Genomic DNA, 26,464 nt, shown 5'->3' with positions numbered 1-26,464 from the left:
TGAATGGCTGAACCGGCGGCGCCTTTGCCGAGGTTGTCGAGAACCGAGAAGACCACCACCCTACCCCGCTGCTCATCGACGTCCGCCCCGATCTGCACGAAGTTGGAGCCGGCCACGGACGCGACGCTCGGGTACGCCAGGTACTGCCAGCTTACCTTTGGGTCCTTTTCCACATCAATGAGGCGCACGAAGTACTCGCCGCGGTAGAAGTCACGATACAGCGCCAGCACATCGTTGCGCGAGACCGTGCGGTTCAGGAACCCGTGACAGCTCGCCAGGATACCGCGTGAGAAAGGTGCGTAGTACGGCGTGAAGTGAATGGTGACTTTGGCGCGCGCCACACCGGTGAGCTCCTGCTCCATCTCGTACGTGTGCCGGTGATCGACGGCGTTGTACGGAAAGGTGGAAGCACCGATCTCGCTGTGATGCGTGGGAACGCTGGGCTCCGCCCCAGCCCCGGACGTTCCCGACAGGGCGTCGACGATGATCCGATCGAGATCGATCCATCCTTCCCGCACCAGTGGCGCGAGACCCAGGATGGTGGTGTAGGCAAAGCACCCCGGATTGGCGACGAGACGAGCCGAACGAATGGCGGCACGATGCAGCTCGGTGGCGCCGTATGGCGCCTGCCGGACCAGCTCCCAACTGGTGTGCTTCGCCCGATATACACGCTCGAACAGCGCCGGGTCCTTGAGCCGGAAATCGGAACCGAGATCGATCACCTTGCTCCCCTGCCCCAGGTAGTGTTCGGCACGGGTCATCGACTGGCGCGACGGCATGCAGAGAAACACTACGTCGCAAGGCGAAGCTTCTTCCTCTCTGATGAAGCGCAGGCCGGACCCCAGAAGATTGCGGTGGATGGTTTCGAGGTGCTTGTCACCGCGGGACGTCACCCAGGCGATCTCGGCCTGCGGATGCCCGAGCAGCAGCCGCAACAGTTCACCACCGGAGTACCCGGAGCCGCCGACAATTCCCACCGCGATCTTCTTTGCCGCCACAGAATCTCCTCCTCGCTGGAGTGACCTTAGCGGGAACGTGCGCAGGGGGAAAGACTCTCGGAACGCAGCGCTTAGTGTGGCCTCAGGCCGGGGCCCGGACCGCACGCCCCCGGCCCGACGCACACACAATCGTGGGCGCAGCCGCTGGCGGTGCAGCCATCGATCGTGCAGGGGTTGCCGTCGTCGCAGTCCTTGTCCGAGGTGCACGGCGCCAGCGGCACGCAGGCATCGGCGGCGGCGTCGCACTCCTGCCCGAGAAAGGTTTCGCACCCCGGCGGGCAAATCGGCTGTACCTCGACGAAGGAGAAATCGAAGCACGCCGGGACCCGATCCTTACACTGGCAGCAGATGTGACCATGGGGCAGCGGTGGGGGTGGTTGGCACGGACAGCGGCGGCCGCTCACGTCGCAGAACTGATTCGGCAGCGGACAACGCAGACTGCTGTCACACGGCTGCCCGGTACAGCGGAACATCATGGTGTCGAAGCATTCGCCGATGCCACAGGGCGTCGGTGCCGCGCACACGGCCGAGCATCCGCAACTGCCGCTTTGATCTGCAGCGCACTGGCCCGCAACCGTGGTGCCGTCCGCACAGGTCAGCAGGCACGGTCCCCCGCAGGTGGTCAGATTCGCGCACGGCCCAGGCGCTGGCGTGGGCGTTGGACCACTCGGTTCGCAGGGGATGCACGCGTTGGCAGCGCACTGCCCGGTCGACGGGTCAAACTGGTCGGGCGGGCACCACGAGCCCACTCCCATGACACCGCGCCCCGGGTGGCCGAGCAAACGACAGCAGTTCTCTTGGGATGCCGGGAATGTGCGGCCGGTGCAGTTAGCTGCCCGGAAGCACTGCCCTTCGGCCACCGGCGTCGTGATTGGCGTCGGCGTCAAGGATGCCACCGGCGTCGGCGGACGTGGCGGCAATTCGAAGCCCAACACGGCGAAGGGCTGCCCGTCCGGATCGAGCAACGTGATGCCCAGGATCTGCACCCGTACGGGCACGTCAGGCCGTTGTTCCAAGGGCACAGGCACATCAAGGAACGTCACACCACCATTGATATCGAACGAAAAGACAAACGGCGGCGGACTGGATGCGCCGGTGCTGGGTGAGACGGCCGCATCGATCACCAACTGATTGCCGCTGTTGGTAACCAGGCTTCCCTCTGCATCGACCACGCCGTTGAGAAGCAAACGGGCATGCGGTCCCGCACTCGGTGGCCAGCTGAATCGCTGCCCGCTCCGGCCACGGCGACGTGGGCTGGGCCGCTCCGCCATGGGCCCCGGCAACTCACCGATGGCCACTTTCCCTGAGTCGAACCTCAGTTTGCTGGAGCTGCCAGCCGGGACCACTAAATCGCCGGCCAAGCCGCTGCCGAAGGAGACCGGAAAGGCAAACGAGCGCAGAAGGATGTTCGGCACCGGGCCAGCGAATGTGGCCCCTGCCACAGCGAGCAGGCAGGCGACCACCCCCGCCGTGGCAAATGGCTTCATGGAACGTCGAGTGTGAACCGCGGACATCACAACATTCTCCAGTATCCAGTGCCATTATGCAACGACAATGCGGCGAAGCTAACCGCGGCGAACATCGACCCCAGTGGCCGGTGCCGCCCTCCCCCTCAGTACCAATCACCAGTGAGTGAAGCGGCTTCCTGCCAGGCGGGCACCCTTCGATACGGCGCCGGAAGAGATGGCGCCTACTCTCAGGGTGAGCGGGGGGGGAAAGCCTGTTTCCATAAGAAAATGATACCGCTCGCCCTGAGTAGGCCGCATCTTCTCAGCGGCCGTATCGAACGGCGCCCGCTGGGGTGGACCAGCCTCAACTCGCTGGCATTGCCCTTAGTACGCCGCTCTCTCCCTCACCTGCTGCAGGTACGTCTCCGCGGCAAACCACCACACGCGAAGAAACATGCGCACCAGCAACAGCAGTTCGCCCCACAACAACGACAGCGCCACACCCGACGCCGAGTCTGTCGCTATCAGCAGGCCGACGCTGCGGTACACCACCCAGATCATCAAGCTGGTGATCAAGAGCAGCAGCACCAGCGGCAGCGCCTGCCCTTCCCTGCGGCCGACGAAGCCAACGGCCCATCCGAAGGCACGCAGGGGACCAACACCCTTGGTGGCGATGCGGATGCGAGCGTGGTCGTGAACCGTGGCCAAGAAGAGGCCCACGGCCACGCCGGCCAGCCCGCACGCCCCAACGATCCAATAGGCCGTCATCTCAGAAGGGCTTTCTGCCGCCCACCGTGTGAGCCCTCGGCCTACCACGAAAAGCGTCATCACCGTCGCCACGTAGAGGGCGCTCATCAGGGCCCACAAACCGATGTAGCTTGGGTAGGCGCGAAAGCTTCGGGCCAAACATTCAGACAGGGAGGTCTCCTCACCGACCGTGGTGACCGCGACGGCGTTCAACCACACCCCGAGCGGTACGAAGAATGCCAGCAGAATCATTCCTGCAACGAGTAGCATCTGCAGACTCTCGCCATGATGAACAAGCAAGTCGGTAAATACCCGAATGTCCAAATCCGTGAGCAGCGACCGGGTCGCGAATGACTTATCGAGCGACCGCGACAGCCACGACCAGGTGACGGCGGTAAAGCCCAGCCCAGAGGCCAGGCCTGCCAGAAAGAGAACCAGCACCACCGGCCAACGGCGCAGCGCGGCGCGAAAGCCCGACAGATACGCGCGGCCCATCGCTTATAGTCCCGTAAGAAAGTACATCAGATTCTGGAACCAAAAGCCCCAGCGCCCGGCGATCCGCACCAGGCCACGGGTGCCCCCGGCACGCATGCGGGAGTTGTTCACGACATTCACGTCCAGTGGGAGCGCGTCCACCGCCGCCCACTCGACCCGCTGTTTGCCGGTGTACTCGAAGCGTTTCCAGCGGTCGCGCCCATCCCAATGCTCTTTGGTTACGCCCCCATCGTCGAATGTTATGTGCACCTCGACCGGCAGAGAGACTGATCCCAGGCGCTCCACCACGACCTCGTTGTGGTATTGCTTCCCCTGGGGCTCCTGCGGCAGCACTTCCTCTCCAATCTCTGCGCCCGAAACGGTGTAGCCGGCGGGTGCGTGCAACTCCTCGGCGTTGACCTGCGTTACGGCATAATCGACCACGCCGGTGCCGGGCAGCACCTGATCAAAGTACCAGCTGAGATCCTGGCCGAGGCTTTCATTCATGCTCGCAACGAAATCTTCGCCGCGTGGATGTCGAAACCGCCAGCGTTGGAAGTACGCCGCCAGCGCCTGGCGCAGCCCTTCGTCACCGACATATACCGCTAAGGTGTCAAGCATCAGGGCCGTCTTGCTGTAGGAAATGGCGCCATAGCTGGACCGATCGAGGAACTCCCACGCCCGCCGCGTCACCGGGTCGTGCTGTGCTGCTCGCACGTATTGCAGCCGACGCATGGCCGAACTGTCGAAGCGCAATCCGAAGAGGTCGAGGTAACTCCCGGGACCGTAGACCGTATCCATGATGCGTCCCTCGACGTACGAATTGATCCCCTCGTCCAGCCAGGCCTCCTCCGCCTCGTTGTTTGCCACCATGCCGTACCAGTATTGGTGTCCGAACTCGTGCACGGTGATGAACTCCGGGAGGCGGACCCGTTGCGGCATCCACCACGCAGTGCCCAGGGTGATCAGCGTCGGGTACTCCATCCCGCCCGCACCGCCGCCGCCCGGCCCGGGATCGACAAGGGTCAGCTGTGAGTAGGGATATCGTCCGAGCCATCGCTGGTACCAGTCGAGCGCAGACCGCGCTGCTTGCAGGTAGCGATCCGCCTGAGCCAGATGCCTCGGCTGCACGAGCAGGCGAATAGCCGTATCACCCAGCGTCCTTTCAATCACCTGGAAGCGGGGATCGATGGTCCAGGCAAAATCGTGCACGTCCTCCGCAACGAAACGCAGCGTCTTGCTGGCGCCGTCCTCGTGCGACTCCCGCAACACACCCGTCGCCCCGACTACGGCATGGCGTGGGACAGTGAGGCTCACATCGTAGGCGCCGAAGTCGGCGAAGAATTCGGTGGTGAGATGATACTGGTGGCAGTTCCACTGGCCATCCCTGTACACGCCGATTTTTGGAAACCACTGCGCTACGAAGGCAAACGGCCCCGCGTAGCCCGAGCGCGCGACAAGCTTCGGTAGTTTGGCGACGAACTCCACCTCAACCTCTACCGTCTCACCCGGAGGCACCGGCCGCTCGAGCGGCACCCGAACGACGGTGCGGTCGTTGATGTTATCGTCGTCCGGATGCACGAAGCGCATGCGGTTCACGACATCTGCGCCACCGATGCGCAGCGCCTTGACCTCGATGTAGCCCCATCCGTGCGGATGGAGTTTCAACCAATCCACCCACATCTCCCCGGCCTCACGCACGAAGGAAGAGCGGTTATTGGCGAAAGCGTTGAGGTAGAGATGGAAGTACAGATCGGCTGCGGCCTCGAGCGTGGTGTTGTGCCAAGTCAGAATCTCGCGGCCGGTGACGGTGTGCGTCTCGGCGTCGTACTGCGCCTCGATCTTGTAGTTGGCGATGCGCGGGGACAACGCCTCAGCATGAGCCACGTGGCCCGGGAGACCGACGGCCAGACTGACGGCGACGCCAACGACCGCGACTGCCCATGCCGGCCCACGTCGCAGCCGAACTCTCGGGCGGCGATGATCGGCTGTCCCTGAATCGGGATCGGGCATCCTTTACCTGTCGAGTTTCTCCCGTAACAGGTCGTTGACTTTCTGCGGATTGGCTTTTCCCTGCGTCGCCTTCATCACTTGGCCGACGAAAAATCCAAACAGCTTGTCCTTGCCGCTGCGGTACTGGGCGACCTTGTCGGCGTGGGCGGCGATGACGCTATCGATAGCGTTGAGGATGGGACCTTCGTCGGAGATCTGCGTCAGGCCTTGCTCCGCCACGATCTGTACCGCGGTCTTGCCGGTGTTCACCATTTCGTCGAACACCGCCTTGGCGATCTTGCCGCTGATCTCACCGCTGTCGATGAGCTCCACCATGGCCGCCAGCCGCTCCGGCGGTACGGGCCAGTCATGAATGACCAATGCGTTGTCCAGCTTGCGCTCCCTGATGATGCGGAGGAGGTCGCCCATGACCCAGTTGCTCAGCGCCTTTGGATTGCGGTACTGGCGCACCGCCGCCTCGTAGTAGTCGGCGACGTCCTTGCGCAGCGTCAGCACCAACGCGTCGTACTCGGGGAGACCGTACTCCCGCACAACGCGCTGGCGCCGCGCGTCCGGAAGCTCCGGCAGGTGTCGCCGCACCTCTTCAATCCACGCGTCACTGACCAGCAGCGGCAACAGATCGGGCTCGGGGAAGTAACGGTAGTCGTCGGCAGACTCTTTCGAGCGCATGGACCGGGTCAGCTCGCGGTCCGGGTCCCACAGCCGCGTTTCCTGCACCAGGCGTCCTCCCCCGCCGAGCACCTCGGTTTGCCGCTTGATCTCGTACTCTATGGCGCGCTCCACGGCACGGAAGGAGTTCATGTTCTTGATCTCCACTTTCGTACCCAATGGGGTCGAGCCGCGGGGGCGGATGGAGACGTTGGCGTCGCAACGGAAGCTGCCCTCTTCCATGTTGCCGTCGCAGATCTCCAGGTACTGCAGGATGGCGCGCAGCTTGCGGAGATACGCACTGGCCTCTTGCGGCGAGCGGATCTCGGGCTCGCTGACGATCTCCAGCAGCGGTACCCCGCAGCGGTTGAAGTCGACCAAGCTGGCGTCCCCGTGGGCATCGTGGATATTCTTGCCGGTGTCCTCTTCCATGTGAATGCGCGTCAGCCGCACCCGTTTGGATTCGCCGTTGTCCTCGATATCAATGAAGCCGTTGAGACACAGCGGCAGCTCGTACTGGCTGATCTGGTAGCCCTTGGGCAGGTCGGGATAGAAGTAGTTCTTGCGCGCCCAGCGGCTGTGGCTCGCAATCTGACAGTTGGCCGCGAGCCCGGCGCGGATGCCAAACTCGACGACGCGGCGATTGAGCACCGGCAGGGCTCCGGGCATGGCCAAGCATACCGGACAGGTATTCTGGTTCGGCGGTGCACCGAACTGCGTGGAGCAGGCGCAGAAGACTTTCGACTGCGTCAGCAGCTCCGCATGCACCTCCAATCCGATGATCGTTTCGTAGGATGACATAGTACAGCTTATAACTTATGGCTTATGGCTTGCAGGTAATAGTTCCTGCACGATTCTTCACTATTGACTATCGACTTATCATTCATCGACTGTCTTTTCATGCCACTCTGTCGCCTGCTCGTAGGCATAGGCGGCCTGGAAGACCTTCTCCTCTTCGAATGGCCGTCCGACGACCTGCAAGCCGATGGGCAGGCCGTTGCGGTCGAAACCGCACGGCAGCGACAGGCCCGGCAGCCCGGCCAGGTTGATGGAGATGGTGAAGATATCCGACAGGTACATCTGCAAGGGATCGCTCGTCTTTTCTCCGATCCGAAAGGCGGTGGTCGGCGCCGTTGGGGTGACGATGACGTCTTGCGTGCTGAACACTTGCTCGAAGTCGCGCCGGATCAGCGTCCGCACCTTCTGCGCCTTGAGATAGTACGCATCGTAATACCCCGCTGACAGCGCGTAGGTCCCCAACATGATGCGGCGCTTTACCTCGGTGCCGAAGCCACCGGCCCGCGTACGCTGATACATCTTGAGCAGCGCCTCCTGCTCGCCAAGCCGCAGGCCATACCTGATGCCGTCGTAACGCGCCAAGTTTGAGCTGGCCTCGGCGGTGGCGATCAAATAGTACGTCGGAACGGCGTACTCGGTGTGCGGCAGCGACACCTCGCTGACCTGCGCCCCGAGCCTTTCCAGGACACGGACGGCGCTGCGGACGGCCTGGTCGACGTCGGCCTGCATCCCTTCGACGAAATACTCTCGCGGGATGCCGACGCGCAGCCCCTTGATGCTGCCAGCCAGGAGGCTGACATAGTCAGGCACGGGCCGCGGCACCGAGGTCGAGTCGTGCGGGTCATGTCCGGCGATGGCGGCGAGGAGGTGCGCACACCCGGTGACGGTGCGTGCCATCGGCCCGACTTGATCCAGTGACGACGCGTACGCCACAACGCCGTACCGGCTGACGCGGCCGTATGTTGGCTTCATACCCACGATGCCGCAGCACGCAGCGGGTTGTCGGACCGAGCCGCCGGTATCGGTGCCCAGCGTTCCCTGACACTGTGCGGCGGCAATGGCCGCCGCCGACCCGCCCGACGAGCCTCCCGGGACACGACTCCGGTCCCAGGGATTCCGCGTGACCACGAAGCCCGAGTTCTCCGTCGAGGATCCCATGGCGAACTCGTCGCAGTTGGTCTTGCCGACGCACACGGCGCCGGCGTCCAGCAGCTTCCGCGTGACGGTGGCGTCATACGGTGCCACAAAGTGTTCAAGGATTTTCGACCCGGCCGTCGTCCGGATCCCCTTGGTCAAGATCACGTCCTTGATGCCGACCGGGACGCCCAGCAGCGGACCCGTTTCGCCACGTGCCCGGCGCGCATCGGCGGCCTGCGCCTGCGCCAGCGCCACGTCTTCGGTCACCGTGAGGAACGAATGTATCTCCGTGTCGGTGGCGCGAATGCGTTCCACGGCCGCGCCCGTCAGCTCCACCGAGCTGATCTCTTTCTTTGCCAGCAACGCGGCGGCTTCTTCAATGGTGAGACGAGTCAGGTCCACGCGTTACCGTCCGATCTCAAAGTGTCCCCGCGGAGTCTGATTACTCGATGATCTTAGGCACCTTGAAGAAGTCTCCGTCGCGTGCCGGTGCATTGGCGCGCAGCGCTTCCGGTGCCGGAGGATTGGTGACGACGTCGTCGCGGTACGCCTCCGCCATGTCCACCACGTGGGCCGTCGGTTCGACGTTCTGCGTGTCCAGCCCATCCAGCTTGCTGAAGTATTGCAGGATGTGGTCGAGATGTTCGGTGAACGCAACTTCGTCCTCCTCGCCCAGTTCCAAGCGAGCCAGCGTCGCGATGCGTCGAACGACCTCACGGCTGATGGCCATGGAGTGCGCTTAACACAAGGGCAGCGTGGCTTCAATTCCAGGGAGAGCATTCCAAGCCGAGCAGAAAGGCAAAAGCGACGAGCTGAAGGCCAGAGTCTTCGGTGAACCTGAGTCTGGCGCAGCGCTTTCAACGTTCCACCTTCGACTGCCGTTTCACTGGTCGTATCCATAAGCTGTTGACTTGGCACATACAGCATCATAGACACCAGAACGGATGGCGCACGAGCGGCAACTGCTCGGGACGGATGGCGAACGCGCGGCGGAGAAGTACCTGCGGCGCCAGCGCTACACCATCCTGCTGCGCAACTACCGCTGCCGTGCCGGTGAAGTCGATCTCATCGCCCTCGATCGCCGGACCGTCGTCTTCGTGGAAGTGAAGACGCGCACCCAGCTCGGATTCGGCAGCCCGCTGGAAGCCGTCGATCCACGCAAGCAGCGCCAGATCCGGCGTGCCGCGCAGTACTACCTGAGCGAGAACCACCTCCACAATCGCGATGCCCGCTTCGACGTAGTCGGCGTCTGGTGGAAAGAGGGTGAGCTGCGCTGCGAACTCGTGAAGAACGCGTTCGAGATGGACTGACGCCGTTCGGCTATCGGATTCGACGGGCCAGGAGTGAGGTTAACACAGCGTCTGTTCCGCCCGCTTGCGCTCGGTGATGTCGCGGGTCTGCATCAGGATTCCCGCGACCGCCGGATCGTCCAAGAGGTTGATACCAGCGCTTTCAACGATGCGCCACGAACCGTCCTTATGCCGCCAGCGATACTCCGCGCTCACGGGGTGCCTCCGATTGCGCACGGCCTCGATCAAGAGCTGCTTCATCTTCGGCAAATCATCTGGATGAACGAACTCAGAAGCATTCTTGCCCACGAATTCTTCCGGCTTCCATCCCGATGCCCGTTCTTGGGAGAGGCTGGCGTAGCGGATCGTGCCATCGCCATCGAGAATCGAGAACAGGTCCAATGAGTTTTCGATCAGCGAGCGAAAATGCTGTTCACTGTGGCGCAGCACCGCTTCTGCCCGCTTGCGGTCGGTGACGTCGACAAACGTGCCGCTGGCGCCAACGGCATTCCCGCACTCGTCGCGCAAAACGACGGCGTTCACGTCGACGACGACCGACACCCCGTCCTTGCGCAGCAGCTCGACCTCGTAGCCCAAACGGCTGTAGCCTGCTTTAGCGTGCGTGAAGAGATCCACGGCCCGCTCGCGCTGGCGGGCGCTGATGAAGTCCGCGAACGGGCGTCCCACTATCTCCTCCGGCTCATAGCCGAGTTGCTCCCTGACCGCGCGGTTGACGAAGGTGAAGCGTCCCGCGGCATCGACGCACCAGATGACATCATGGGCCGTTTCGACCAAATCGCGATACTTCTGCTCGCTGGCACGCAGCGCCTCTTCGATGCGTCGGCGTTCCGTGATGTCTCTCGAGATGATGACTTGGTGTCGCTCGCCGCTCGCTGTCGAAAAGTCCTTGCTGGTCGCTTCGAACCACCGCCACTCTTGACTCTTGTGCCGCAAGCGAAAGACCGCGTTCGCAGCCGAGGCCGCCTGCATTGCCAGGACAACGCTGCGGTCATCCGGGTGGACGAGATCAAGGCAAAGGGTGCCCCACAGCTCGCTCGGATCGTATCCCAAGACATCCCTGTAGCTGGGGCTGACATACAAGAGCTGCCCGTGCCCATCCAACCCGGCAATCAGATCGTAGGCATTCTCGGTCACTCGACGGAATCGTTCTTCGCTCTCGCGCAACGCCTCTTCGGCGCGCTTGCGTTCCGTAATGTCACTCACCACGCCATCCAGGCGGAAACGCCCCTCCTCCAACCGCGTCACCGTCACGCTGTCCCGGACCCACCGCGTTGTCTCATCCGGCCGAAGGATGCGATACTCTTCCTCCTCGTGATCGGACTGGCCGGTCAGAAGCCTGTTGGTGGCGTGCGCCAATCGAGGGCGGTCCTCAGGGTGAGTCGTTCCCAGCCATCGCTCCGGACCGTCGAGGTAGAACTCGGGCGGATGCCCGGTGATCTTCTCCACCACCGGGGAGAAGTAGCGATAGCGGCACTGCCCCCTCGCGTTGACGTCAGCGCTCCACAGATAATCGGAGATCGAGGTCATGAGCCGGCGAAGTTCCGCCTCGCTCTCCCGCAGACGTTGCTCGGCTTCCTTACGCGCCCGCCGCCCCTCCGCGTCCTTCAGCTCCCGTTCAATGGCGGGGCAGAGCCGCGTCAGCTTGTGTTTGCCGACGTAGTCGCACGCACCGGCCTTCATGGCGGTGACAGCGACCTCCTCGCCCACCTCGCCAGAAACGATGATGATGGGGACATCTACACCTTGTTCCTGAATCAGTTGCAGCGCGGCGGAGGCGCTGAACCGGGGCATGACCCAGTCACAGGTGATGACCTCCCATTGCTGCCGCGCCAGGGCCGCCGTCAACGCCGTTGCGGTATCGACGCGCTCCCATGTGGGCTCATAGCCGCCGCGCCGCAACTCCTCGACCACTAGCTCGGCATCGGCATCGGAATCTTCCACCAGGAGGAGCCGCAGCGGGGTGCGTATGGGGGGAGGGGTGATTGTACTGTCAGGGCCGGCCATCTTGAACTCCTTCGGTTTTGCACGACGGGTCTGATCCGATATTTCCCAGATGGACGCGACACCAGCCTGCGGTGGGACACCCATAGCCCACTGCGGCAGGCTGGGGCAAGTATTCTCCCCTTGTCGCGCTGGATGGATTCTTGACAGGCACCGCCGCGTACGTCCATTGTAAGTCCGCCATGAAGACCCGACTCGTACGCATTGGAGATTCGCGGGACATACGGCTTCCCAAGCCGCTGATCGAGCCGGCGGGTTTGTCCGACGAAGTGGATCTGGAGCTTCGCGGAAACACCATTGTTATTGCGGCGCGCCCAGCTAGCCGACGGGGGTGGGCAGAGGCCGCTCGGAAACTGCGCGCGGAGGCTGGCGATCAACTGCTTGATCCGCCTACAGCGACGCACTTCGACGAGGCCGAGTGGCAATGGTAGCCAGCCGGTCGCCCGAGCGTGCTAAAGTAACTGAAATCGTCCGAGACACCTTTCGCATCTCGACGTTCCATCCCGCGTTCGGAATCCAGTTCAATCAATTCCTCATCAAGGATGCCGAGCCGTTCCTGATGCATACCGGCTTCAAGAACATGTTTCCGGCAACCCTCGAGGGAGTGGCCTCGATCATCGATCCCGCGACGATTCGGTGGATAGGATTCAGCCATTTTGAATCCGACGAGTGCGGTGCCTTGAACGAGTGGCTCGCGATCGCACCACGCGCGCAGCCAGTGTGCAGCTTTGTGGGCGCGATGGTCAATGTGAACGACTTCGCCAGCCGCGCCCCACGCCCACTGGCCGATGACGAAGTCCTGCCAACCGGCCGGCACCGCCTTCGTTTTCTTTCCACGCCGCATGTCCCCCACTGCTGGGACGCAGGTCTGTTCTTTGACGAGGTCGAGCAGACGCTGCTCTGCTCGGATCTGTTCTTCCAGCCGGGCGATCCCGAGCCGGTGACCGAGTCCGAAATCGTCGGACGTGCCCGCGCGGCAATCTTTGCCGGCCTGGCGGGACCGCTGGCGAAGGACATGCCGTACACCCCGTACACCGACAGCACTCTCCGGCGGCTCGCCGCCTTGCAGCCACGAACTCTCGCCGTGATGCACGGCTCGAGTTTCCGCGGCGACGCCGGGGCGGCAATGCTGGACCTGGCAGCAGTGATCAGGGAGCTGTTGAGCAAATCCGAAGGCGCCTCCTGAGCCGGACACACTCCCGTCCTCCAAACACGCCGTCGACTCGAATTCCTTGAGACCGGCTGCGGTGCGTGCTAACGCCCACACATGCTCGACATCCGTCTCATCCGTGAGCGTCCCGAGTTCGTAAAATCGGAGCTGGCCAAGGTCGGCTTCGAGGCCACTGCCGTCGATACCGTCCTGCAGGTCGATGTGCGGCGACGTGGGCTCATTGCGGAAGTCGAATCGCTCCGTGCCCAGCGCGCCGAGGTGTCCCGCACCATCGGTAAACAAGACCCGACGGCACGGGCGCAGCTCGTCAACGAGATGCGCGCCGTGGGAGACCGCATTGCGGCGCTGGAACAGGACCTCGCCGCCGCCGCGGCCGAGTTTGAGCGCCAGATGCTCGAGATCCCCAACCTTCCCGATCCCAGCGTGCCGGTTGGCCGGGATGACGGGGACAACACGGTGTTGCGCGCCGAGGGCGAGCCGCGCCAGTTCGAGTTCACCCCGCGCCCGCACTGGGAGATCGGTCCCGCCCTCGACATCCTCGACTTCGATCGGGGCGTCAAGATCTCCGGATCGCGGTTCTATGTTCTGAAGGGCACGGGGGCCCGGCTGCAGCGCGCCTTGATCACCTGGATGCTCGACCTTCACATCCGCGAACACGGATACACCGAGATCTACCCGCCGTATCTGGTCAAGAAGGAATGCCTCTACGGCGCCGGGCAGTTACCGAAGTTCGCCGACAACATCTACCACGACGCCGAAGACGACTTGTGGATGATCGGTACGGCGGAGATCCCGATCACCAATCTGCATCGCGACGAGATCCTCGAGGTCAGTGCCCTGCCCCTTTCGTACGTTGCCTACACCGCCTGCTTCCGGCGCGAGAAGATGTCGGCGGGCCGCGATGTCCGTGGCATCAAGCGCGGGCACCAGTTCGACAAGGTGGAAATGTACAAGCTCGTGGAGCCCAGCCAATCGGCTGCGGCCCTGGAGCAGATCGTCGGCCATGCCGAAGACGTGGCGCGCCAACTGCGCATCCCGTACCGGGTGATTTCCATCTGCACCGGTGATTTGGGATTCGTCGCGGTCAAGAAATACGACATCGAGCTGTGGGCCCCCGGCTGCAACGAATGGCTGGAAGTCAGCTCGTGCAGCAACTGCACCGACTTCCAAGCCCGCCGCGCCAACATCCGCTACCGGCCGTCGCCGCGGGCGAACGCCCAGCGGGCGAAACCGGAGTTTGTGCACACGCTCAACGGTTCGGGCCTGGCCCTGCCCCGTGTGCTGATCGCGGTGCTGGAGAACTACCAGCAAGCCGATGGCAGCGTCGTCATCCCCGAGATCCTCCGCCCGTACATGGGCGGTATCGACCATCTCACGCCACGCAGCTAGCTCGGCGCGTACGCTGATCGCAGATAGCGCCTGAGTCGGCAACGCCGAGATATGCGACGAGCGATCAGCCCACCGGCGCGGCGTTCTGCAAGGTGCGACGCGTCTTCTCATCCAGGATGCCGTCGGCCCGGAGTCCGTGGGCGCGCTGAAAGGCCTCGATCGAGTTCACCGTCACGCTATCGAGCTTACCGTCCGCTTCACCCAGGTACTCGCTGACCTTCTTGAGCGCCTCCTGGGCTTGCTTCACTTCCTCGGGCGTGAGCTTCTGCGCCAGGGCCTTGGCCTCGACGTCGGGAATGGATTCCTTGATCTTCTCCGCCGCTTCACGCGCGCGGGTCTCGGCCGTCCGGCCGTTACATCCAACCAGCAGCAGGACAGACGCTAGCACTAGGAGTGTTGTTCTCATGGCCTCACACAATCTTGTTGAGGGGGTACTCGATGATGCCCACGGCCCCCTGTCGGATCAGGCGCGGGACCAATTCCCGCACCTCAAGCTCGGAAATGACGCTCTCGACCGCATACCACTCGACCCCGTGCAGTTGTCCGGTTTGGAAGAGTGGTGACACCGTGGGCGCCGTCAAGCTCGGGATCATGGCTATGACCGCCTGGAGATGCTCCCGCGGCACGTTCATCTTGATGCCGACCTTGCTCTCCGCCGCCAACGCCCCCTGCAACAAGATGCTGATCTGTTCGATCTTCTCCCGCTTCCACGCGTCTTGCCAGGCCACTGAATTGGCGATGAGCTGCGGGGTCGATTCGAACAGGTCGCACACGATGCGCAGCCGGTTGGCGCGGATGGTGCTCCCGGTTTCCGTCACTTCGACAATGGCATCCACCAGGCCACCCGCCGCTTTGGCTTCGGTCGCGCCCCAGGAGAACTCCACATCGACCGGCACCTGCTTCGAGGCAAAGAAGCGCTTGGTGTAGTTCACCAGCTCCGTGGCGATGCGCTTGCCCCGCAGGTCTTCGGGCCTCTGTACCGGTGAATCCTCCGGCACCACCAACACCCAGCGCGTCGGGCGGAAGCTGGCCTTGGAGTAGACCAGGTTGCAGACGACTTCGACCCGGGAATCGTTCTCGAGGATCCAGTCGCGACCGGTCAAGCCGGCATCGAGGCTGCCATCCTCGACGTAACGCGCCATTTCCTGCGCCCGCACCAGCGAGCAGCGGATGGCGGCATCGTCGATCGTCGGGAAGTAGCTGCGATCCGAGATGCTGATCTTCCATCCCGCCTTGCGGAACAACTCCACGGTGGTGTCTTGCAAGCTGCCTTTCGGCACGCCGAGCTTGAGAACGTTCATGGGCACAGTCGGTCTTCAGTCGAGAGCGGGAACTTGCGTGTTACTGTGCTACTTCTTGCCATACAGCTTATCCGGATCAACCACGCGCTCGGCCACAACGCGCCAGCCCTGCTGGTCGGCCTGGCGGAAGAAACAACTCTTGTAGCCCTCGTGACAGGCCGCCCCGCCCCGCTGGCGCACTTTCAGCAGCACGGCGTCGGCATCACAATCGACGCGGATCTCTTTGACGTCCTGCAGGTTGCCGGAGCTTTCACCTTTGAGCCACAGCTGCTGGCGCGAGGTGCTGAAGTAACAAGCCTGCCCGGTTACCAGCGTCTTCTCCCACGCCTCGCGGTTCATGTACGCTACCATCAAGACTTCGCCGCTCTCCGCGTCTTGGGTCACGACCGTTACCAAACCGCCACGCTTATCGAAATTTGGTTCCTGCATGAGGTCGAGTTCCTAACAAGGAATCGCCCCAGCCGCAACGTGCGGCATCCCACGTTCGTCGGCCGTGCCCCGGTGCAGAGGAAGCACCCCGGAGCATGACGTTTGCCGCCTCAGCCTTTCCTCGCTAAGGTCGCCGCCAAGGCGGAGGACCGTGATGAAACTGGCAGAGATCGCCGAACGCATCGGCTGCGAGCTGCGGGGTGATGGCAGTATCGACATTCACGCCCTCGCCCCCATCGAGGAGGCAGAGCCCGGCACACTCACGTTCGTGGCCAACCCACGCTATCGCCCCTACCTGCAGACCACACGCGCATCTGCCGTCATCGTGGCGGCCGACGAGGGCGACGTACGGCTACCGTCGCTACGCGCCGCGGACCCGTATCGCGCCTTTGCCGAAGCGCTGGAGCTCTTCTACACCCCCCCGCCGCTGCCGGTGGGTATCCACCCAACGGCCGTGATCCCGTCGAGCGCGCGTATCGGCCGCAATGCGAGCATCGGGCCATACTGCGTCCTAGGCGACGACGTCGTAGTGGGTGACGAGGTGAGGCTGGATGCGCACGTCGTGGTCTACCCGCAGGCGCGCATCGGTGACGCCTTCCGTGCCTATGCGCACGTCGTCGTGCGTGAGCGGGTGGTGCTTGGCAACCGCGTCACGCTGCACAGCGGCTGCGTCATCGGCAGCGACGGCTTTGGCTACGTTCTGGGCGCCGACGGAACCGCGCGCAAGATTGTCCAGGCTGGCACGGTGGTGATCGAGGATGACGTGGAAATCGGCGCCAACACGACGGTGGACCGTGCCGCTGTCGGCGCCACCGTCATCCGACGGGGCGCAAAGCTGGACAACCTCGTCATGATCGCGCACGGCTGCTCCATCGGTGAAGGCAGCGCCCTGGCGGCGCAGGTCGGGCTCTCGGGCAGCACGCGTGTCGGCCGCTTCGTCCGCATCGGAGGACAGGCCGGTGCCGCCGGGCATCTCACCATCGGAGATGGGGCCCAGATCGCGGCCCAAAGCGGTGTGCCCAACGATGTCCCCGCCGGCGCCACGGTCGGCGGGTATCCGGCCGTGGACATCCACCTGTGGCGCCGCATGTCGGCGGCATGGGCCCGCTTACCGGAGCTGTTTCGACGCGTGCGGCAGATCGAAAAGGCGCTCGCCGTGAGTCAGCCGAGCCCACCGGCCGCGCCGCGCCGACATGCCTCGAAGCGAAAGTCGCCTTGACGATGTTGGGTGGCTTAGCTAGCTTACAGCCCCTTCCTCCGAGGAGTGCCGTTCGCGTGAAACTCAACGTCCACCAAATCGAAGAGGTCGCGAAGGAACTGGCGTACGACGAACCGACGGCCTCGCTGAACGAGGTCATCGTCCACGGAGCGGTGCGGGATTATACCTTTGCCGCCCCCGCTGCCGTGCGGGTGGAGTACTATCGCGCCGGCCAGGAACTGTTCTTCCACGGCCGCATCACCGGTAACGTCGTCGGGCAGTGCGCTCGCTGCGTGGAAGCGTACACCTTCGTGCTGGAAAAGGAGTTTTCTCTCGTGCTGCTTCCACGGCCCGACCTTCCGGCTGAGCGGGAGTTGAACGAGGAGGATCTCGATCTCAGCTTTTACAAAGGTGATGAAGTCGATCTTTCACCGCTGATTCGGGAGCAGCTGCTGCTGGCCCTGCCGACGCGCCCGCTCTGCCAGGACACGTGCAAGGGTCTGTGCCCGCAGTGCGGGGCCAACCTCAACCTGCAGACCTGCCAGTGCACGCCCTCGGTTGAAGATCCCCGGCTGGCGATTCTCCGCAATCTGAAAGTCAATCACTAGTGGGCTTGAGGGATGAAACTCGTTGAATGTGAGTCAAGTTTCGTTCGCCTCAAGCCCTGGCGTATGGCTTATGGTTTCTGACCATATGCCATATGCTATCAGCCATATGCGCCAGGCACTGGCTTGACCGTGAAGGCGAAAGGCGCATACATTCCGGCGCACGCTGCGCCTTGGTACCCGCAGTGAGCACCATCCGCGGGAAGATGTGAGGGAAGAGGACGCGCGCCCAGGTGGCGTGCAGAAAGGAGTACACTATGGCCGTTCCGAAACGAAAGACGTCGCACTCGAAACGCAACATGCGCCGCGCGCACGACGGGCTGGTGGCGCCCAACGTCATCGCCTGTCCTGATTGCGGCGAATCGACCGTCATGCACCGGGCTTGTCCGCATTGCGGCACCTATCGTGGCCGCAAGGTCATCACCGTCGCAGGCGAATAGCGCACGGCTCGCAGGGCCAGCATGGGTGTCGCAGTTGCCTTTCTGTTTCCCGGCCAAGGATCGCAAGCGGTCGGAATGGGCAGGGACCTGTGCGCTCGCTTCCCGGTTGCGCGTCAGGTGTTTGCCGAAGCGGACGATGTGCTGGGGTACGCCATCTCGCGCCTGTGCTTCGAAGGTCCGCTGGATGAGCTGACGCTCACCGCCAACACCCAGCCCGCACTGCTGACTGCGAGCCGGGCGCTGGCGCGCGTGCTCGCCACGGAATTCCGGCTGTCACCCAGCTGGGCAGCCGGCCATAGCCTCGGAGAGTTCAGCGCGCTGGTCGCCGCCGGTGCGTTGACCTTTGCCGATGCCTTGCGCGTGGTGCGGGAACGCGGCCGCGCCATGCAAACTGCCGTGGCTCCGGGGGTTGGGAGCATGGCCGCGGTGTTGGGATTGGACCTCGCCACCCTCACGGCGATCTGCCAAGAGGCCGCCGACGGTCAGGTGGTGAGCCCCGCCAACGTCAACGGCGGCGGCCAGATCGTGATTGCGGGGCACCGCGAGGCAGTCGAGCGTGCCGCCGCTTTGGCGCAGCAGAACGGCGCCAAGCGCATCGTTCCGATGGCCGTCAGCGCGCCGTTCCACTGCGCCCTGATGGCTCCGGCGGCCGAACGCCTGCGCCAGGTGCTGTCTCCGGTCTCGGTCTCCCCACTGCACTGCCCGGTCATCAGCAATGTCGACGCGCGCGCCTGCACCGACGCCGGCCGAGTGAAGGACCTGCTTGTGCGCCAAGTGGTCAGCCCGGTGCGTTGGCAGGAGTGCGTCGAGGAGCTTGCCCATCTGGGCTGCCGGACGGCTATCGAAGTCGGGCCGGGACGTGTGCTCCGCAGTCTGGTGCGGCGGATTGCTCCGGATATCCGCTGCGTTGCCGGCGAGGACCTCGAATCCGTACGAACCCTGCTCGAGGCCGCATGAACGCCGTCTTACAAGGGCAGGTCGCGCTGGTCACCGGCGCGTCGCGCGGCATCGGTCGCATGGTGGCCCGCCACCTCGCCGGCGCTGGGGCGCACGTGGCGGTAAACTTCCTGCGCAATGCCACGGCGGCGGAGGAGACGGCGCGCTTGATCGAAGAAGCGGGTGGGCGGGCAACGCTGGCGCCGTTCGACGTCGCCGACCCCGATGTTGTCAGCGCCGCGATTTCCAGCCTGGTAGACCGGCTTGGCCGGTGCGATATTCTGGTCAACAATGCCGGCATGACTGTCGACACCCTGCTGCTCCGGCTGAAGCCGGCCGACTGGGATCAGGTCATGGCGGTCAATCTCAAGGGGACTTTCAATTGCACCAAGGCGGCCGTGCGGCCGATGGTGCGCGCCCGCTACGGCCGCATCGTGAACATGGGCTCCATTATCGGCAGCATGGGAAATGCCGGCCAGGCAGCTTACGCCGCCGCCAAGGCCGGGATAGTCGGCTTCACCAAATCCATGGCGCGGGAGCTGGCCGGGCGGAACATTACCGTCAACGCCGTCGCGCCGGGCTTTATCGAAACCGAGATGACGGCGAACTTGCCTGAAGCGGTGCGAACAGAGTATGTGAGACTGATTCCGGCGGGGCGCCTGGGAACGGCGGAGGAGATAGCGGATGCAGTGCTCTTTCTCGCACGCCCCGAATCTGCCTATATCACCGGACAGGTCATTGGTGTGAACGGTGGCCTCTACATGTAAGGGAGAGGGAGGAAGTAACGGATGCCATCAGCAGTGGAAACGAAAGTGAAGGAGATCATTTGCGAGCAGCTCGGCGTCAGCGAGGACGAGGTGACGCCGGACGCATCCTTCATCGAGGATCTTGGCGCCGACTCGCTCGACATCGTCGAGTTGGTCATGGCGCTCGAGGAAGAGTACGACATGGAAATTTCGGACGAAGAGGCCGAGAAGATCCGCACCGTCCAAGACGTGGTCAATTACATCGAAAGCCACAAGCAATAGCCAGGCAGTCGGCGTGAGCACCGTCCGCCCCGCGTCTGCTGGCAAGAGGAATCCCCATCGCATGACCGAACTCGAGCGCGTCGACCCGGAGATTTACCGTGTTCTGTGCAGCGAGGCCGATCGACAGGAACACAACCTGGAGCTCATCGCCTCCGAGAACGTGGTCAGCCGCGCCGTCCTGGAAGCGCAAGGTTCCATACTCACCAACAAGTACGCCGAGGGGTACCCGGGCCGGCGCTACTACGGCGGCTGTGAGTTTGTAGATGTGGCGGAGCAGCTGGCGATCGATCGCGCCAAGCAGCTGTTCGGGGCCGATCACGTCAACGTGCAGCCGCATTCCGGCTCGCAGGCAAATATGGCCGTCTATTTCTCTTACCTGACGCCCGGTGACACCATCCTCAGCATGGATCTGGCGCACGGCGGCCATCTGACCCACGGCAGCCCGGTCAACTTCTCCGGCAAGTTCTTCCGCGTCGTGCCCTACGGGGTGCGGCGGTCGGATGAGCGTATCGATTACGACGCCGTGGCGGAGTTGGCGCGGCAGCACCGGCCCAAGATGATCGTGGTTGGGTACAGCGCCTATCCGCGTGCGATCGATTTTCTCCCCTTCCGTCGGGTGGCCGACGAAATCGGCGCCGTGTTGATGGTCGACATCGCGCATTTCGCTGGGTTGATCGCCGCCGGGATCCATCCCTCGCCGGTGCCCCATGCGGAGTTCGTCACTACCACCACGCACAAGACGTTGCGCGGGCCGCGCGGCGGCATGGTCATGTGCCGCCAAGCCTACGCCAAGAGCCTCAACTCGTCTGTATTCCCGGGCAACCAGGGCGGTCCGCTGATGCACGTCATCGCCGCCAAGGCGGTCGCCTTCAAGGAGGCGCTCTCCCCCGGATTCAAGGCGTATCAGCAACAGATCGTCAGCAATGCCAAAGCGCTGGCCTCGGCGTTGATCGCCAAAGGCTTTCGTCTGGTATCGGGCGGCACTGACAATCACCTGATGTTGGTCGACCTGCGCCAGAGCGAACTCACCGGAAAGGTCGCCGAGGAGACGCTCGACCGCGCCCATATCACGGTGAACAAGAACACCGTGCCCTTCGAAACCCGTTCGCCCTTCGTCACCAGCGGTGTCCGCATCGGCACGCCGGCCGTGACCACGCGCGGCATGAAAGAACCGGAAATGGAGGCGATCGCCGACCTCATCTTCCGGGCACTGCAATCAGTCGGCAACGACGCCGCACTGGCGTCGATTGCGGACGACGTGATCGCGCTCTGCCGCAAGTTCCCGATCGGGCAAAGCCCTTTTCCGCAGTAAGCCCCGCGGGCCGCAGCCGAGGCGGAGGATCGGAGTTGGGTTTCCCCCGCCGGGCAGCACTGCCGTCGTACGCCAGAGCGGTTGACGCTACCGATTTCCAGTCTTCTTCAGCGACTCCTGGAATTCCTCATCGAGTTGAAATACCTGCCCCGGCGGCACGATCGTATCGTGGGCCCAGTTGCGGTCGTCCCGAGACGGGTAGTTGATGTTGTAGTGCAAGCCGCGGCTCTCCCGGCGCGTGATGGCGGACTTGATGATCAGCTCCGCCACCACGGCGATGTTGCGTAGCTCGATGAGATCCCCGGTGATCAAAAAATCCCAGTAGTAGTCGCGGATCTCCTCCTGTAGCAGCGAGATGCGCTTCAAGGCGCGGGCCAGACGGCGATTGGAGCGCACGATGCCGACGTAGTTCCACATCAGGCGGCGGATCTCGTCCCAATTCTGCGTCACCACCACCGACTCATCGCTGTCGACAGCGCGGCCGGGATTCCATTCCGGCAGCGCCGGCATTGCCTGATGGTCTTGGCGCACCAGATGGCGCGCTGTCACCGAGGCCCGATGCCCGAAGACCAATGCTTCCAGGAGCGAATTCGACGCCAGACGGTTGGCCCCATGCAAGCCCGTCATGGCCACCTCGCCGGCGGCAAACAGGCGGTGGATGCTGGTGGCGCCGTTGGCGTCCGTAACCGTGCCGCCGCAGCAATAGTGCGCCGCGGGCACGACGGGGATTGGCTGTACGGTGATGTCGATGCCGTAGACCAGACAGCGTTCATAGATGTGCGGAAAGCGTTCGCGGATGAAGGCTGGCTGACGGTGAGTGATATCCAGGTACACGTGCTCGAAACCGTGCACTTTCATTTCGCTGTCGATTGCCCGGGCGACGATGTCGCGCGGCGCCAGCTCCGCATCGGCGTGGTAGCGGGACATAAACGTATCGCCGTCCGGCCGGCGCAAGATGGCCCCTTCGCCCCGCATGGCCTCACTGATCAGGAAGGATTTGGCTTGCGGATGGTACAGGCAGGTGGGATGGAACTGGATGAACTCCATGTTTCCGATCGGCACGCCGGCGCGGTAGGCCATGGCCACGCCGTCGCCGGTCGCGATATCGGGGTTGCTGGTGTAGAGGTACACTTTGCCGGTCCCCCCGGTGGCCAGCAGTGTGGCGCGCGCCTGAAACCGTTTGACCAGCGCGGCGTCGAGGTCGAATACGTAGGCTCCCCAGCATGACGGCCGGCGGACGGACGGGTCGAACTTCGCATCGATGAGGAAGTCTACGGCGAGGTGTCGTTCGAGCACCACGATGTTGGGTTCCCGCCGCACCGCCTCGACCAGGGCGCGCATGATCTCGCTGCCGGTGGCGTCGACGGCATGCAGGATACGTCGGTGGCTATGGCCGCCCTCGCGGCCGAGGTCGTACTCGCCGTCCTCAGTGCCGGGCCGCAGCGAGAAGTTCGTGCCCAGCGCAATCAGCTCGCGAATGCGATCGGGGCCGTCGCGTATGACCAGGTCCACGATATCCGGGTGACACAGCCCGGCTCCGGCAACCATCGTATCCCGGCTGTGTTCCTCGAATGAGTCCTCGGGGCTCCACACGGAAGCGATACCGCCTTGGGCGTACTCGGTCGCGCTCTCGGGCAGGCGGTCCTTGGTGACGACGGTCACCGAACCGATTTGTGCTGCCTTGAGGGCGAATGTCAGGCCGGCGAGTCCGCTGCCGATGACCAGGAAGTCCGTATCCATTATCTAGATCCTTTAGCACAGGCAGGCTTGCCGGTGCCAAGCTGGAAAAATCCGGTGTGGCGAAATATCAGTTGAAATGGCCCGCGTAAAGCATTACCCTGCGGACAATGCGCGCTTGGCAGATGCCACTATTGGCTGGTCTTTTTGCAGTTGCCTTGGCGCAGCCGGCGCGCGCCGACATCTACATGTACAAAGACACACGTGGCGGTCTCCACTTCTCTAATGCGCCCACCGAGCCGCAATACCAGTATTACCTCCCCAGCGTCGGGAGCTGGAACACTTACGGCCGCGGCGGGTTTGGTGCCACTGGCGGCGCCCGGCGCCAGGCATTCGACAGCATCATTCGCGACGCGGCGCGGCGTCATCAGGTCGATGCGGCCCTGGTGAAGGCCGTTATACGGGCCGAATCCGATTTCGCTCCGCGCGCGGTTTCCCCGAAGGGTGCGCAGGGTCTCATGCAACTGATGCCGGCGACGGCCCGCCAGCACAACGTCTGGCGTACGTTTGAGCCGCGCGACAACGTCGAGGGTGGCGTTGTTCACCTGCGCTACCTCCTCGACCGCTACGGCGGCAATCTGCGTCTTGCCCTGGCGGCCTACAACGCCGGGGAGAAGGCTGTCGACGCGCACGGCGGTGTTCCGCCGTTTCCCGAGACGTGGGAGTATCTGGCCCGCGTCATGCGTTTTCGCGATTCCTACCTCCGCGAACAATAGGCACGCGCTGCGGCGGCGTCTCGACTCGCCATCGCGCCCTTTCCTTAAGGCATCGACATAATGTCAGCCACGCGCGGCACTGGTCCCATCCCCCGCGTTGCCAATCTTCCGAACTTCCTTACCTTCTTTCGCATTCTCCTCATCCCAGTGCTGGTCGTCATCCTGGCGAGCCCGGGACGCGTCGCCAGCCTCCTGGCGGCCGCGACGTTTTTTCTGGGGTGCCTCTCCGACTTCTTTGACGGCTACCTGGCACGCCGCTGGGGTATCAGCACGACCCTCGGTAAGCTGCTCGACCCGTTGGCGGACAAACTCATCGTGGCCGCAGCGCTCATCATGCTGGCTGGCATGGAGCGCACCCCGAACGTACCGGCATGGATGATCGTGGTGATCATTGGCCGCGAAATTGCGGTCACCGGCCTGCGTGCGGTTGCTCTCGGCCAGGGAGTGGTGCTCGGCGCCGAGGAGTTGGGCAAGTACAAGATGGTGTTCCAGATGTTCGCCCTGCACGGCTTGCTGCTGCACTACAAATTCGTCGGTATCGATTTTCACCTGGCCGGAATGTACTTCCTCTGGATCTCGCTCGTCATCGGCCTGTGGTCCGGCATCGACTATCACGTCCGAGTCATCCGGCAGCTCATTCGCCGCAGCGCGCGCTAGCACCGCGCCCATACTGCCCATACTGCCTTGTGCCCATAAGCGAAGCGTGGTAATCCCAAGGACCTTCGGCGGACTCCCGCACGCGCCCTTAGCTCAGTTGGATAGAGCGCTTGACTACGAATCAAGAGGTCGGGTGTTCGAATCACCCAGGGCGCACTCTTCATCCCCTTGTCACGCAACAGCTTTTTTCTTCTCCGGTGTTTCGGCAGCGTCGGCGTTATCGGTTGCGGGTGCAGCTGGGGTGCAGGCGGGTGCAGGAGCGCCAAGCAGATTGACGAAGCGCTGATGGTCACCCGGCATCAGGTGCATGTATACGGTGAGCGTGAATGCCGGGCTGTGGTGCCCGAGCTGCTGCTGCACGTAGTGGAGTGCCGCGCCCTTCTGAAACAGGAGGCTCGCGTACGTGTGCCGGAGATCGTGAATGCGGACCTTGCGGAGCTTCGCCGTAACCAGCAGCGGATGGAACACCCGCCGCCGGAGGTTGCCGACGTTCATGATGCCGCCGGTTGTGTCCGGGAAGATCCACGCATCCAGGCCGGCCGCACGCTCCGCTTCTAGTTCCGCGTCGGCCTCAGGGTCCAGCGCCCGCACCTTTTCGAAGCGCAACGCGAACCGCTCCCGCAGCACGCCATAGAGCGCGTCGGAGAGATCCACGCGGCGAGCCTTGCCGTTCTTCGGCACCGAGAGTTCACCTTGCACCGATGACCGGCGCACTTCGATGAACCGGCCCCGCCAATCGACGTCGCCCCACTGCAACGCGATCGCCTCACCCAGACGCATGCCGGTGTGCGCCAGCAGCAGAAGAAACGGGTAATGCTCCCGGAACGGGTAAACCGCCTTTGCGCCCCGCTGTTTGCTGTACGTCTGCGCCGTCTCGAGCAGGGCCGCCAGCTCCTGTTCGGACAGCGGGCTAATCGCCTTGCGTATGACCTTCTGCTTTGAACGCCGCTGCTTGTGGAGCGCCGCCGCCGGGTTCGCCGGAATCAACTCGTCATCTACCGCCTCGCTCAGGATCGAGGAGAGCACCCGAAGATGCTTGCGCGCGTTGACGGGCGAGAGCCCCTGCTGCTGGAGCGCAACGGCGAGATCCTTCACGTCGCGCCGGCGGATGTCCACCATCGGCCGCGCGCCCAGGATCGGCGCGAGTCGCTTGTGGATACATAGGCTGTAGTCGTTCCAGGTCGACCTCTTCAATCCGTGCGTCGGATCATCGACGCGGGGCTCCGTTTTGTTCAAGAACTGCTCGGCGTACTCCGTGAAGGTCGGACCGGCGGCCGGCGCCGGCTCTTGGAGCAATCCGAAATCACCGGCTGCCAGCGCCTGGCGGAGTTCCTTCGCCAGCTGGTTCGCAGCCTTGTGCTCGCCGACCAGCTTGCTCTTGCGCTTGCCGCGGTGTGCCACGAACACCCACCACGGACCATCCTTCACCTTCTGTCGAACCTTCACGCCCATGTCGTCACGCTCCTTTCTTGTCGGCGTGCTGCCCAGCGCATTTCAGGCACAGCCAGGCGCCGCGCACGATGCACAGCTGCTCGGGCTCGAAGTGCCCGCCGCACGCTTCGCATGTCCCCCGCGGCGGCACGTACGTGGTTACCTTCCAGGTTGGCGATTCCGCCGGCCATATGAGTAACACCGTCCAAACGCAAGTGCGCTTGCCTTAGTGAACAACGCACTGAGGGGGTGCGGCGGCTGACCCCGCCGTTCCGTGAATTCCGGCGCTCACAGCTGCCGCACGTCCGGCACCCGTTGCCGGTCCCGCCAGCGATGCACCAGCCGCTTGCAGTTCACCGGCACCGGGAACCCTGCCAGCGTTTCCATCTCCGCTGTGCCCGGCCAGTCGCGCGTCTTCACCTGCACCAGCGCCACGTCGGCTGCTGAGATGCCGATCAAATCCCACACGCCGAGACTGGCGCCAGCGCGCGTGACCGCATACCCGGCGGCTTCGAGGAGCGCCTTACTCCGGTGCTCGTT

General features: G+C 63.7%; 26 protein-coding genes and 1 tRNA gene. 13 read left to right on the top strand and 14 right to left on the bottom strand.

Going from position 1 to position 26,464, the window contains the following annotated elements; genetic code table 11:
- The 7 genes from argC to gatC form a co-directional block, all read right to left on the bottom strand.
- A partial coding sequence (gene argC, locus VF515_20405) for an N-acetyl-gamma-glutamyl-phosphate reductase (GenBank protein HEX7409987.1) occupies nt 1–998 on the bottom strand: 998 nt, incomplete at its 3' end.
- Nucleotides 999–1,069: 71 nt separating this feature from the next.
- Nucleotides 1,070–2,512: a hypothetical protein gene (locus VF515_20400; GenBank protein ID HEX7409986.1), complete on the bottom strand. Its 1,443-nt coding sequence runs from the start codon at nt 2,510–2,512 to the stop codon at nt 1,070–1,072.
- 318 nt (nt 2,513–2,830) lie between these two features.
- Nucleotides 2,831–3,688, bottom strand: a complete 858-nt coding sequence (locus VF515_20395) for a hypothetical protein (GenBank protein HEX7409985.1) — start codon at nt 3,686–3,688, stop codon at nt 2,831–2,833.
- A gap of 3 nt (nt 3,689–3,691) precedes the next feature.
- Nucleotides 3,692–5,680 carry a M1 family metallopeptidase gene (locus tag VF515_20390; GenBank protein HEX7409984.1) on the bottom strand — a complete coding sequence of 663 codons (1,989 nt, stop codon included), beginning with the start codon at nt 5,678–5,680 and terminating at the stop codon, nt 3,692–3,694.
- Between the two features lie 3 nt (nt 5,681–5,683).
- Nucleotides 5,684–7,129 carry an Asp-tRNA(Asn)/Glu-tRNA(Gln) amidotransferase subunit GatB gene (gene gatB, locus VF515_20385; GenBank protein HEX7409983.1) on the bottom strand — a complete coding sequence of 482 codons (1,446 nt, stop codon included), beginning with the start codon at nt 7,127–7,129 and terminating at the stop codon, nt 5,684–5,686.
- 78 nt (nt 7,130–7,207) lie between these two features.
- Nucleotides 7,208–8,665: an Asp-tRNA(Asn)/Glu-tRNA(Gln) amidotransferase subunit GatA gene (gene gatA, locus VF515_20380; protein ID HEX7409982.1), complete on the bottom strand. Its 1,458-nt coding sequence runs from the start codon at nt 8,663–8,665 to the stop codon at nt 7,208–7,210.
- A gap of 40 nt (nt 8,666–8,705) precedes the next feature.
- A complete protein-coding gene (gene gatC / locus VF515_20375; GenBank protein ID HEX7409981.1) occupies nt 8,706–8,993 on the bottom strand; it encodes an Asp-tRNA(Asn)/Glu-tRNA(Gln) amidotransferase subunit GatC in 288 nt (95 codons plus the stop codon).
- Nucleotides 8,994–9,207: 214 nt separating this feature from the next.
- Between gatC and VF515_20370 the strand changes: the two genes are divergently transcribed.
- Nucleotides 9,208–9,573, top strand: a complete 366-nt coding sequence (locus VF515_20370) for a YraN family protein (GenBank protein ID HEX7409980.1) — start codon at nt 9,208–9,210, stop codon at nt 9,571–9,573.
- A gap of 39 nt (nt 9,574–9,612) precedes the next feature.
- Here the strand turns inward: VF515_20370 and VF515_20365 are convergent, their stop codons facing one another.
- Entirely contained in the window at nt 9,613–11,577 is a 1,965-nt protein-coding gene (locus VF515_20365) for a PAS domain S-box protein (protein HEX7409979.1), read from the bottom strand.
- A gap of 421 nt (nt 11,578–11,998) precedes the next feature.
- On the opposite strand from VF515_20365, the gene VF515_20360 reads away from it, so the two are divergent.
- On the top strand, nt 11,999–12,760 hold the full coding sequence (locus VF515_20360; GenBank protein ID HEX7409978.1) for an MBL fold metallo-hydrolase: 762 nt from the start codon (nt 11,999–12,001) through the stop codon (nt 12,758–12,760).
- An 81-nt stretch (nt 12,761–12,841) separates the two neighbouring features.
- Nucleotides 12,842–14,134, top strand: coding sequence for a serine--tRNA ligase (serS, locus tag VF515_20355; GenBank protein HEX7409977.1), 1,293 nt, complete (start codon nt 12,842–12,844; stop codon nt 14,132–14,134).
- Nucleotides 14,135–14,198: 64 nt separating this feature from the next.
- On the opposite strand, the gene VF515_20350 is transcribed toward serS, so the two are convergent.
- From VF515_20350 to hisI, 3 genes are read right to left on the bottom strand one after another with little or no spacing between them, the layout of a single operon-like run.
- Entirely contained in the window at nt 14,199–14,540 is a 342-nt protein-coding gene (locus VF515_20350) for a peptidoglycan-binding domain-containing protein (protein ID HEX7409976.1), read from the bottom strand.
- A 4-nt stretch (nt 14,541–14,544) separates the two neighbouring features.
- Nucleotides 14,545–15,435: an ATP phosphoribosyltransferase gene (gene hisG, locus VF515_20345; GenBank protein ID HEX7409975.1), complete on the bottom strand. Its 891-nt coding sequence runs from the start codon at nt 15,433–15,435 to the stop codon at nt 14,545–14,547.
- Between the two features lie 48 nt (nt 15,436–15,483).
- Nucleotides 15,484–15,864, bottom strand: a complete 381-nt coding sequence (gene hisI, locus VF515_20340; GenBank protein ID HEX7409974.1) for a phosphoribosyl-AMP cyclohydrolase — start codon at nt 15,862–15,864, stop codon at nt 15,484–15,486.
- Nucleotides 15,865–16,018: 154 nt separating this feature from the next.
- Here hisI and lpxD point away from each other — a divergent pair, with 154 nt between their 5' ends.
- The 7 genes from lpxD (at nt 16,019) to glyA (ending at nt 21,383) form a co-directional block, all read left to right on the top strand.
- Nucleotides 16,019–17,083, top strand: a complete 1,065-nt coding sequence (gene lpxD, locus VF515_20335; GenBank protein ID HEX7409973.1) for a UDP-3-O-(3-hydroxymyristoyl)glucosamine N-acyltransferase — start codon at nt 16,019–16,021, stop codon at nt 17,081–17,083.
- A 56-nt stretch (nt 17,084–17,139) separates the two neighbouring features.
- Complete coding sequence (locus VF515_20330) at nt 17,140–17,670, top strand: DUF177 domain-containing protein (protein ID HEX7409972.1); 531 nt, start codon at nt 17,140–17,142, stop codon at nt 17,668–17,670.
- Nucleotides 17,671–17,924: 254 nt separating this feature from the next.
- Nucleotides 17,925–18,107 carry a 50S ribosomal protein L32 gene (gene rpmF, locus VF515_20325; protein ID HEX7409971.1) on the top strand — a complete coding sequence of 61 codons (183 nt, stop codon included), beginning with the start codon at nt 17,925–17,927 and terminating at the stop codon, nt 18,105–18,107.
- Between the two features lie 21 nt (nt 18,108–18,128).
- Entirely contained in the window at nt 18,129–19,064 is a 936-nt protein-coding gene (fabD, locus tag VF515_20320) for an ACP S-malonyltransferase (GenBank protein ID HEX7409970.1), read from the top strand.
- Nucleotides 19,061–19,810: a 3-oxoacyl-[acyl-carrier-protein] reductase gene (gene fabG / locus VF515_20315; GenBank protein ID HEX7409969.1), complete on the top strand. Its 750-nt coding sequence runs from the start codon at nt 19,061–19,063 to the stop codon at nt 19,808–19,810. Before fabD ends, fabG begins: the two co-directional genes overlap by 4 nt.
- Before the next feature lie 21 nt (nt 19,811–19,831).
- A complete protein-coding gene (acpP, locus tag VF515_20310) occupies nt 19,832–20,071 on the top strand; it encodes an acyl carrier protein (GenBank protein HEX7409968.1) in 240 nt (79 codons plus the stop codon).
- 61 nt (nt 20,072–20,132) lie between these two features.
- Nucleotides 20,133–21,383, top strand: coding sequence for a serine hydroxymethyltransferase (gene glyA / locus VF515_20305; protein HEX7409967.1), 1,251 nt, complete (start codon nt 20,133–20,135; stop codon nt 21,381–21,383).
- 87 nt (nt 21,384–21,470) lie between these two features.
- Here the strand turns inward: glyA and nadB are convergent, their stop codons facing one another.
- On the bottom strand, nt 21,471–23,123 hold the full coding sequence (nadB, locus tag VF515_20300) for an L-aspartate oxidase (GenBank protein HEX7409966.1): 1,653 nt from the start codon (nt 23,121–23,123) through the stop codon (nt 21,471–21,473).
- 122 nt (nt 23,124–23,245) lie between these two features.
- Here nadB and VF515_20295 point away from each other — a divergent pair, with 122 nt between their 5' ends.
- From VF515_20295 to VF515_20285, 3 genes are all read left to right on the top strand, one after another.
- The gene (locus VF515_20295; protein HEX7409965.1) at nt 23,246–23,836 is read left to right on the top strand and encodes a transglycosylase SLT domain-containing protein; all 591 of its coding nucleotides are present in this window, start codon (nt 23,246–23,248) and stop codon (nt 23,834–23,836) included.
- A gap of 60 nt (nt 23,837–23,896) precedes the next feature.
- Nucleotides 23,897–24,493 (top strand): CDP-diacylglycerol--glycerol-3-phosphate 3-phosphatidyltransferase, encoded by a 597-nt coding sequence (gene pgsA / locus VF515_20290; GenBank protein HEX7409964.1) that lies wholly within the window; start codon nt 23,897–23,899, stop codon nt 24,491–24,493.
- Between the two features lie 82 nt (nt 24,494–24,575).
- Nucleotides 24,576–24,649, top strand: a tRNA-Arg gene (locus VF515_20285).
- Nucleotides 24,650–24,664: 15 nt separating this feature from the next.
- Here VF515_20285 and VF515_20280 read toward each other — a convergent pair.
- On the bottom strand, nt 24,665–25,945 hold the full coding sequence (locus VF515_20280; GenBank protein ID HEX7409963.1) for a tyrosine-type recombinase/integrase: 1,281 nt from the start codon (nt 25,943–25,945) through the stop codon (nt 24,665–24,667).
- Nucleotides 25,946–26,212: 267 nt separating this feature from the next.
- Nucleotides 26,213–26,464 (bottom strand): hypothetical protein (locus VF515_20275; GenBank protein HEX7409962.1); only part of this gene is annotated, 252 nt, incomplete at its 5' end.

The sequence above is a fragment of the Candidatus Binatia bacterium genome (genome assembly GCA_036382395.1).
GTDB lineage: Bacteria > Desulfobacterota > Binatia > HRBIN30 > HRBIN30 > JAGDMS01.
Note: the sequence above shows the minus strand (reverse complement) of the source record. Positions and strands in the feature narration are given on the sequence as shown.

What these genes read in the sequence shown, in the direction of transcription:
- lpxD (HEX7409973.1), top strand. Translation starts at nt 16,019, where the DNA reads ATGAAACTGGCAGAGATCGCCGAACGCATCGGCTGCGAGCTGCGGGGT.
- VF515_20365 (HEX7409979.1), bottom strand. Translation starts at nt 11,577, where the DNA reads ATGGCCGGCCCTGACAGTACAATCACCCCTCCCCCCATACGCACCCCG.
- acpP (HEX7409968.1), top strand. Translation starts at nt 19,832, where the DNA reads ATGCCATCAGCAGTGGAAACGAAAGTGAAGGAGATCATTTGCGAGCAG.
- hisI (HEX7409974.1), bottom strand. Translation starts at nt 15,864, where the DNA reads ATGCAGGAACCAAATTTCGATAAGCGTGGCGGTTTGGTAACGGTCGTG.
- VF515_20280 (HEX7409963.1), bottom strand. Translation starts at nt 25,945, where the DNA reads ATGGGCGTGAAGGTTCGACAGAAGGTGAAGGATGGTCCGTGGTGGGTG.
- VF515_20400 (HEX7409986.1), bottom strand. Translation starts at nt 2,512, where the DNA reads ATGTCCGCGGTTCACACTCGACGTTCCATGAAGCCATTTGCCACGGCG.
- VF515_20390 (HEX7409984.1), bottom strand. Translation starts at nt 5,680, where the DNA reads ATGCCCGATCCCGATTCAGGGACAGCCGATCATCGCCGCCCGAGAGTT.
- VF515_20295 (HEX7409965.1), top strand. Translation starts at nt 23,246, where the DNA reads ATGCCACTATTGGCTGGTCTTTTTGCAGTTGCCTTGGCGCAGCCGGCG.
- pgsA (HEX7409964.1), top strand. Translation starts at nt 23,897, where the DNA reads ATGTCAGCCACGCGCGGCACTGGTCCCATCCCCCGCGTTGCCAATCTT.
- gatC (HEX7409981.1), bottom strand. Translation starts at nt 8,993, where the DNA reads ATGGCCATCAGCCGTGAGGTCGTTCGACGCATCGCGACGCTGGCTCGC.
- serS (HEX7409977.1), top strand. Translation starts at nt 12,842, where the DNA reads ATGCTCGACATCCGTCTCATCCGTGAGCGTCCCGAGTTCGTAAAATCG.
- glyA (HEX7409967.1), top strand. Translation starts at nt 20,133, where the DNA reads ATGACCGAACTCGAGCGCGTCGACCCGGAGATTTACCGTGTTCTGTGC.
- VF515_20350 (HEX7409976.1), bottom strand. Translation starts at nt 14,540, where the DNA reads ATGAGAACAACACTCCTAGTGCTAGCGTCTGTCCTGCTGCTGGTTGGA.
- VF515_20395 (HEX7409985.1), bottom strand. Translation starts at nt 3,688, where the DNA reads ATGGGCCGCGCGTATCTGTCGGGCTTTCGCGCCGCGCTGCGCCGTTGG.
- hisG (HEX7409975.1), bottom strand. Translation starts at nt 15,435, where the DNA reads ATGAACGTTCTCAAGCTCGGCGTGCCGAAAGGCAGCTTGCAAGACACC.
- fabD (HEX7409970.1), top strand. Translation starts at nt 18,129, where the DNA reads ATGGGTGTCGCAGTTGCCTTTCTGTTTCCCGGCCAAGGATCGCAAGCG.
- rpmF (HEX7409971.1), top strand. Translation starts at nt 17,925, where the DNA reads ATGGCCGTTCCGAAACGAAAGACGTCGCACTCGAAACGCAACATGCGC.
- gatB (HEX7409983.1), bottom strand. Translation starts at nt 7,129, where the DNA reads ATGTCATCCTACGAAACGATCATCGGATTGGAGGTGCATGCGGAGCTG.
- VF515_20360 (HEX7409978.1), top strand. Translation starts at nt 11,999, where the DNA reads ATGGTAGCCAGCCGGTCGCCCGAGCGTGCTAAAGTAACTGAAATCGTC.
- fabG (HEX7409969.1), top strand. Translation starts at nt 19,061, where the DNA reads ATGAACGCCGTCTTACAAGGGCAGGTCGCGCTGGTCACCGGCGCGTCG.
- nadB (HEX7409966.1), bottom strand. Translation starts at nt 23,123, where the DNA reads ATGGATACGGACTTCCTGGTCATCGGCAGCGGACTCGCCGGCCTGACA.
- VF515_20370 (HEX7409980.1), top strand. Translation starts at nt 9,208, where the DNA reads ATGGCGCACGAGCGGCAACTGCTCGGGACGGATGGCGAACGCGCGGCG.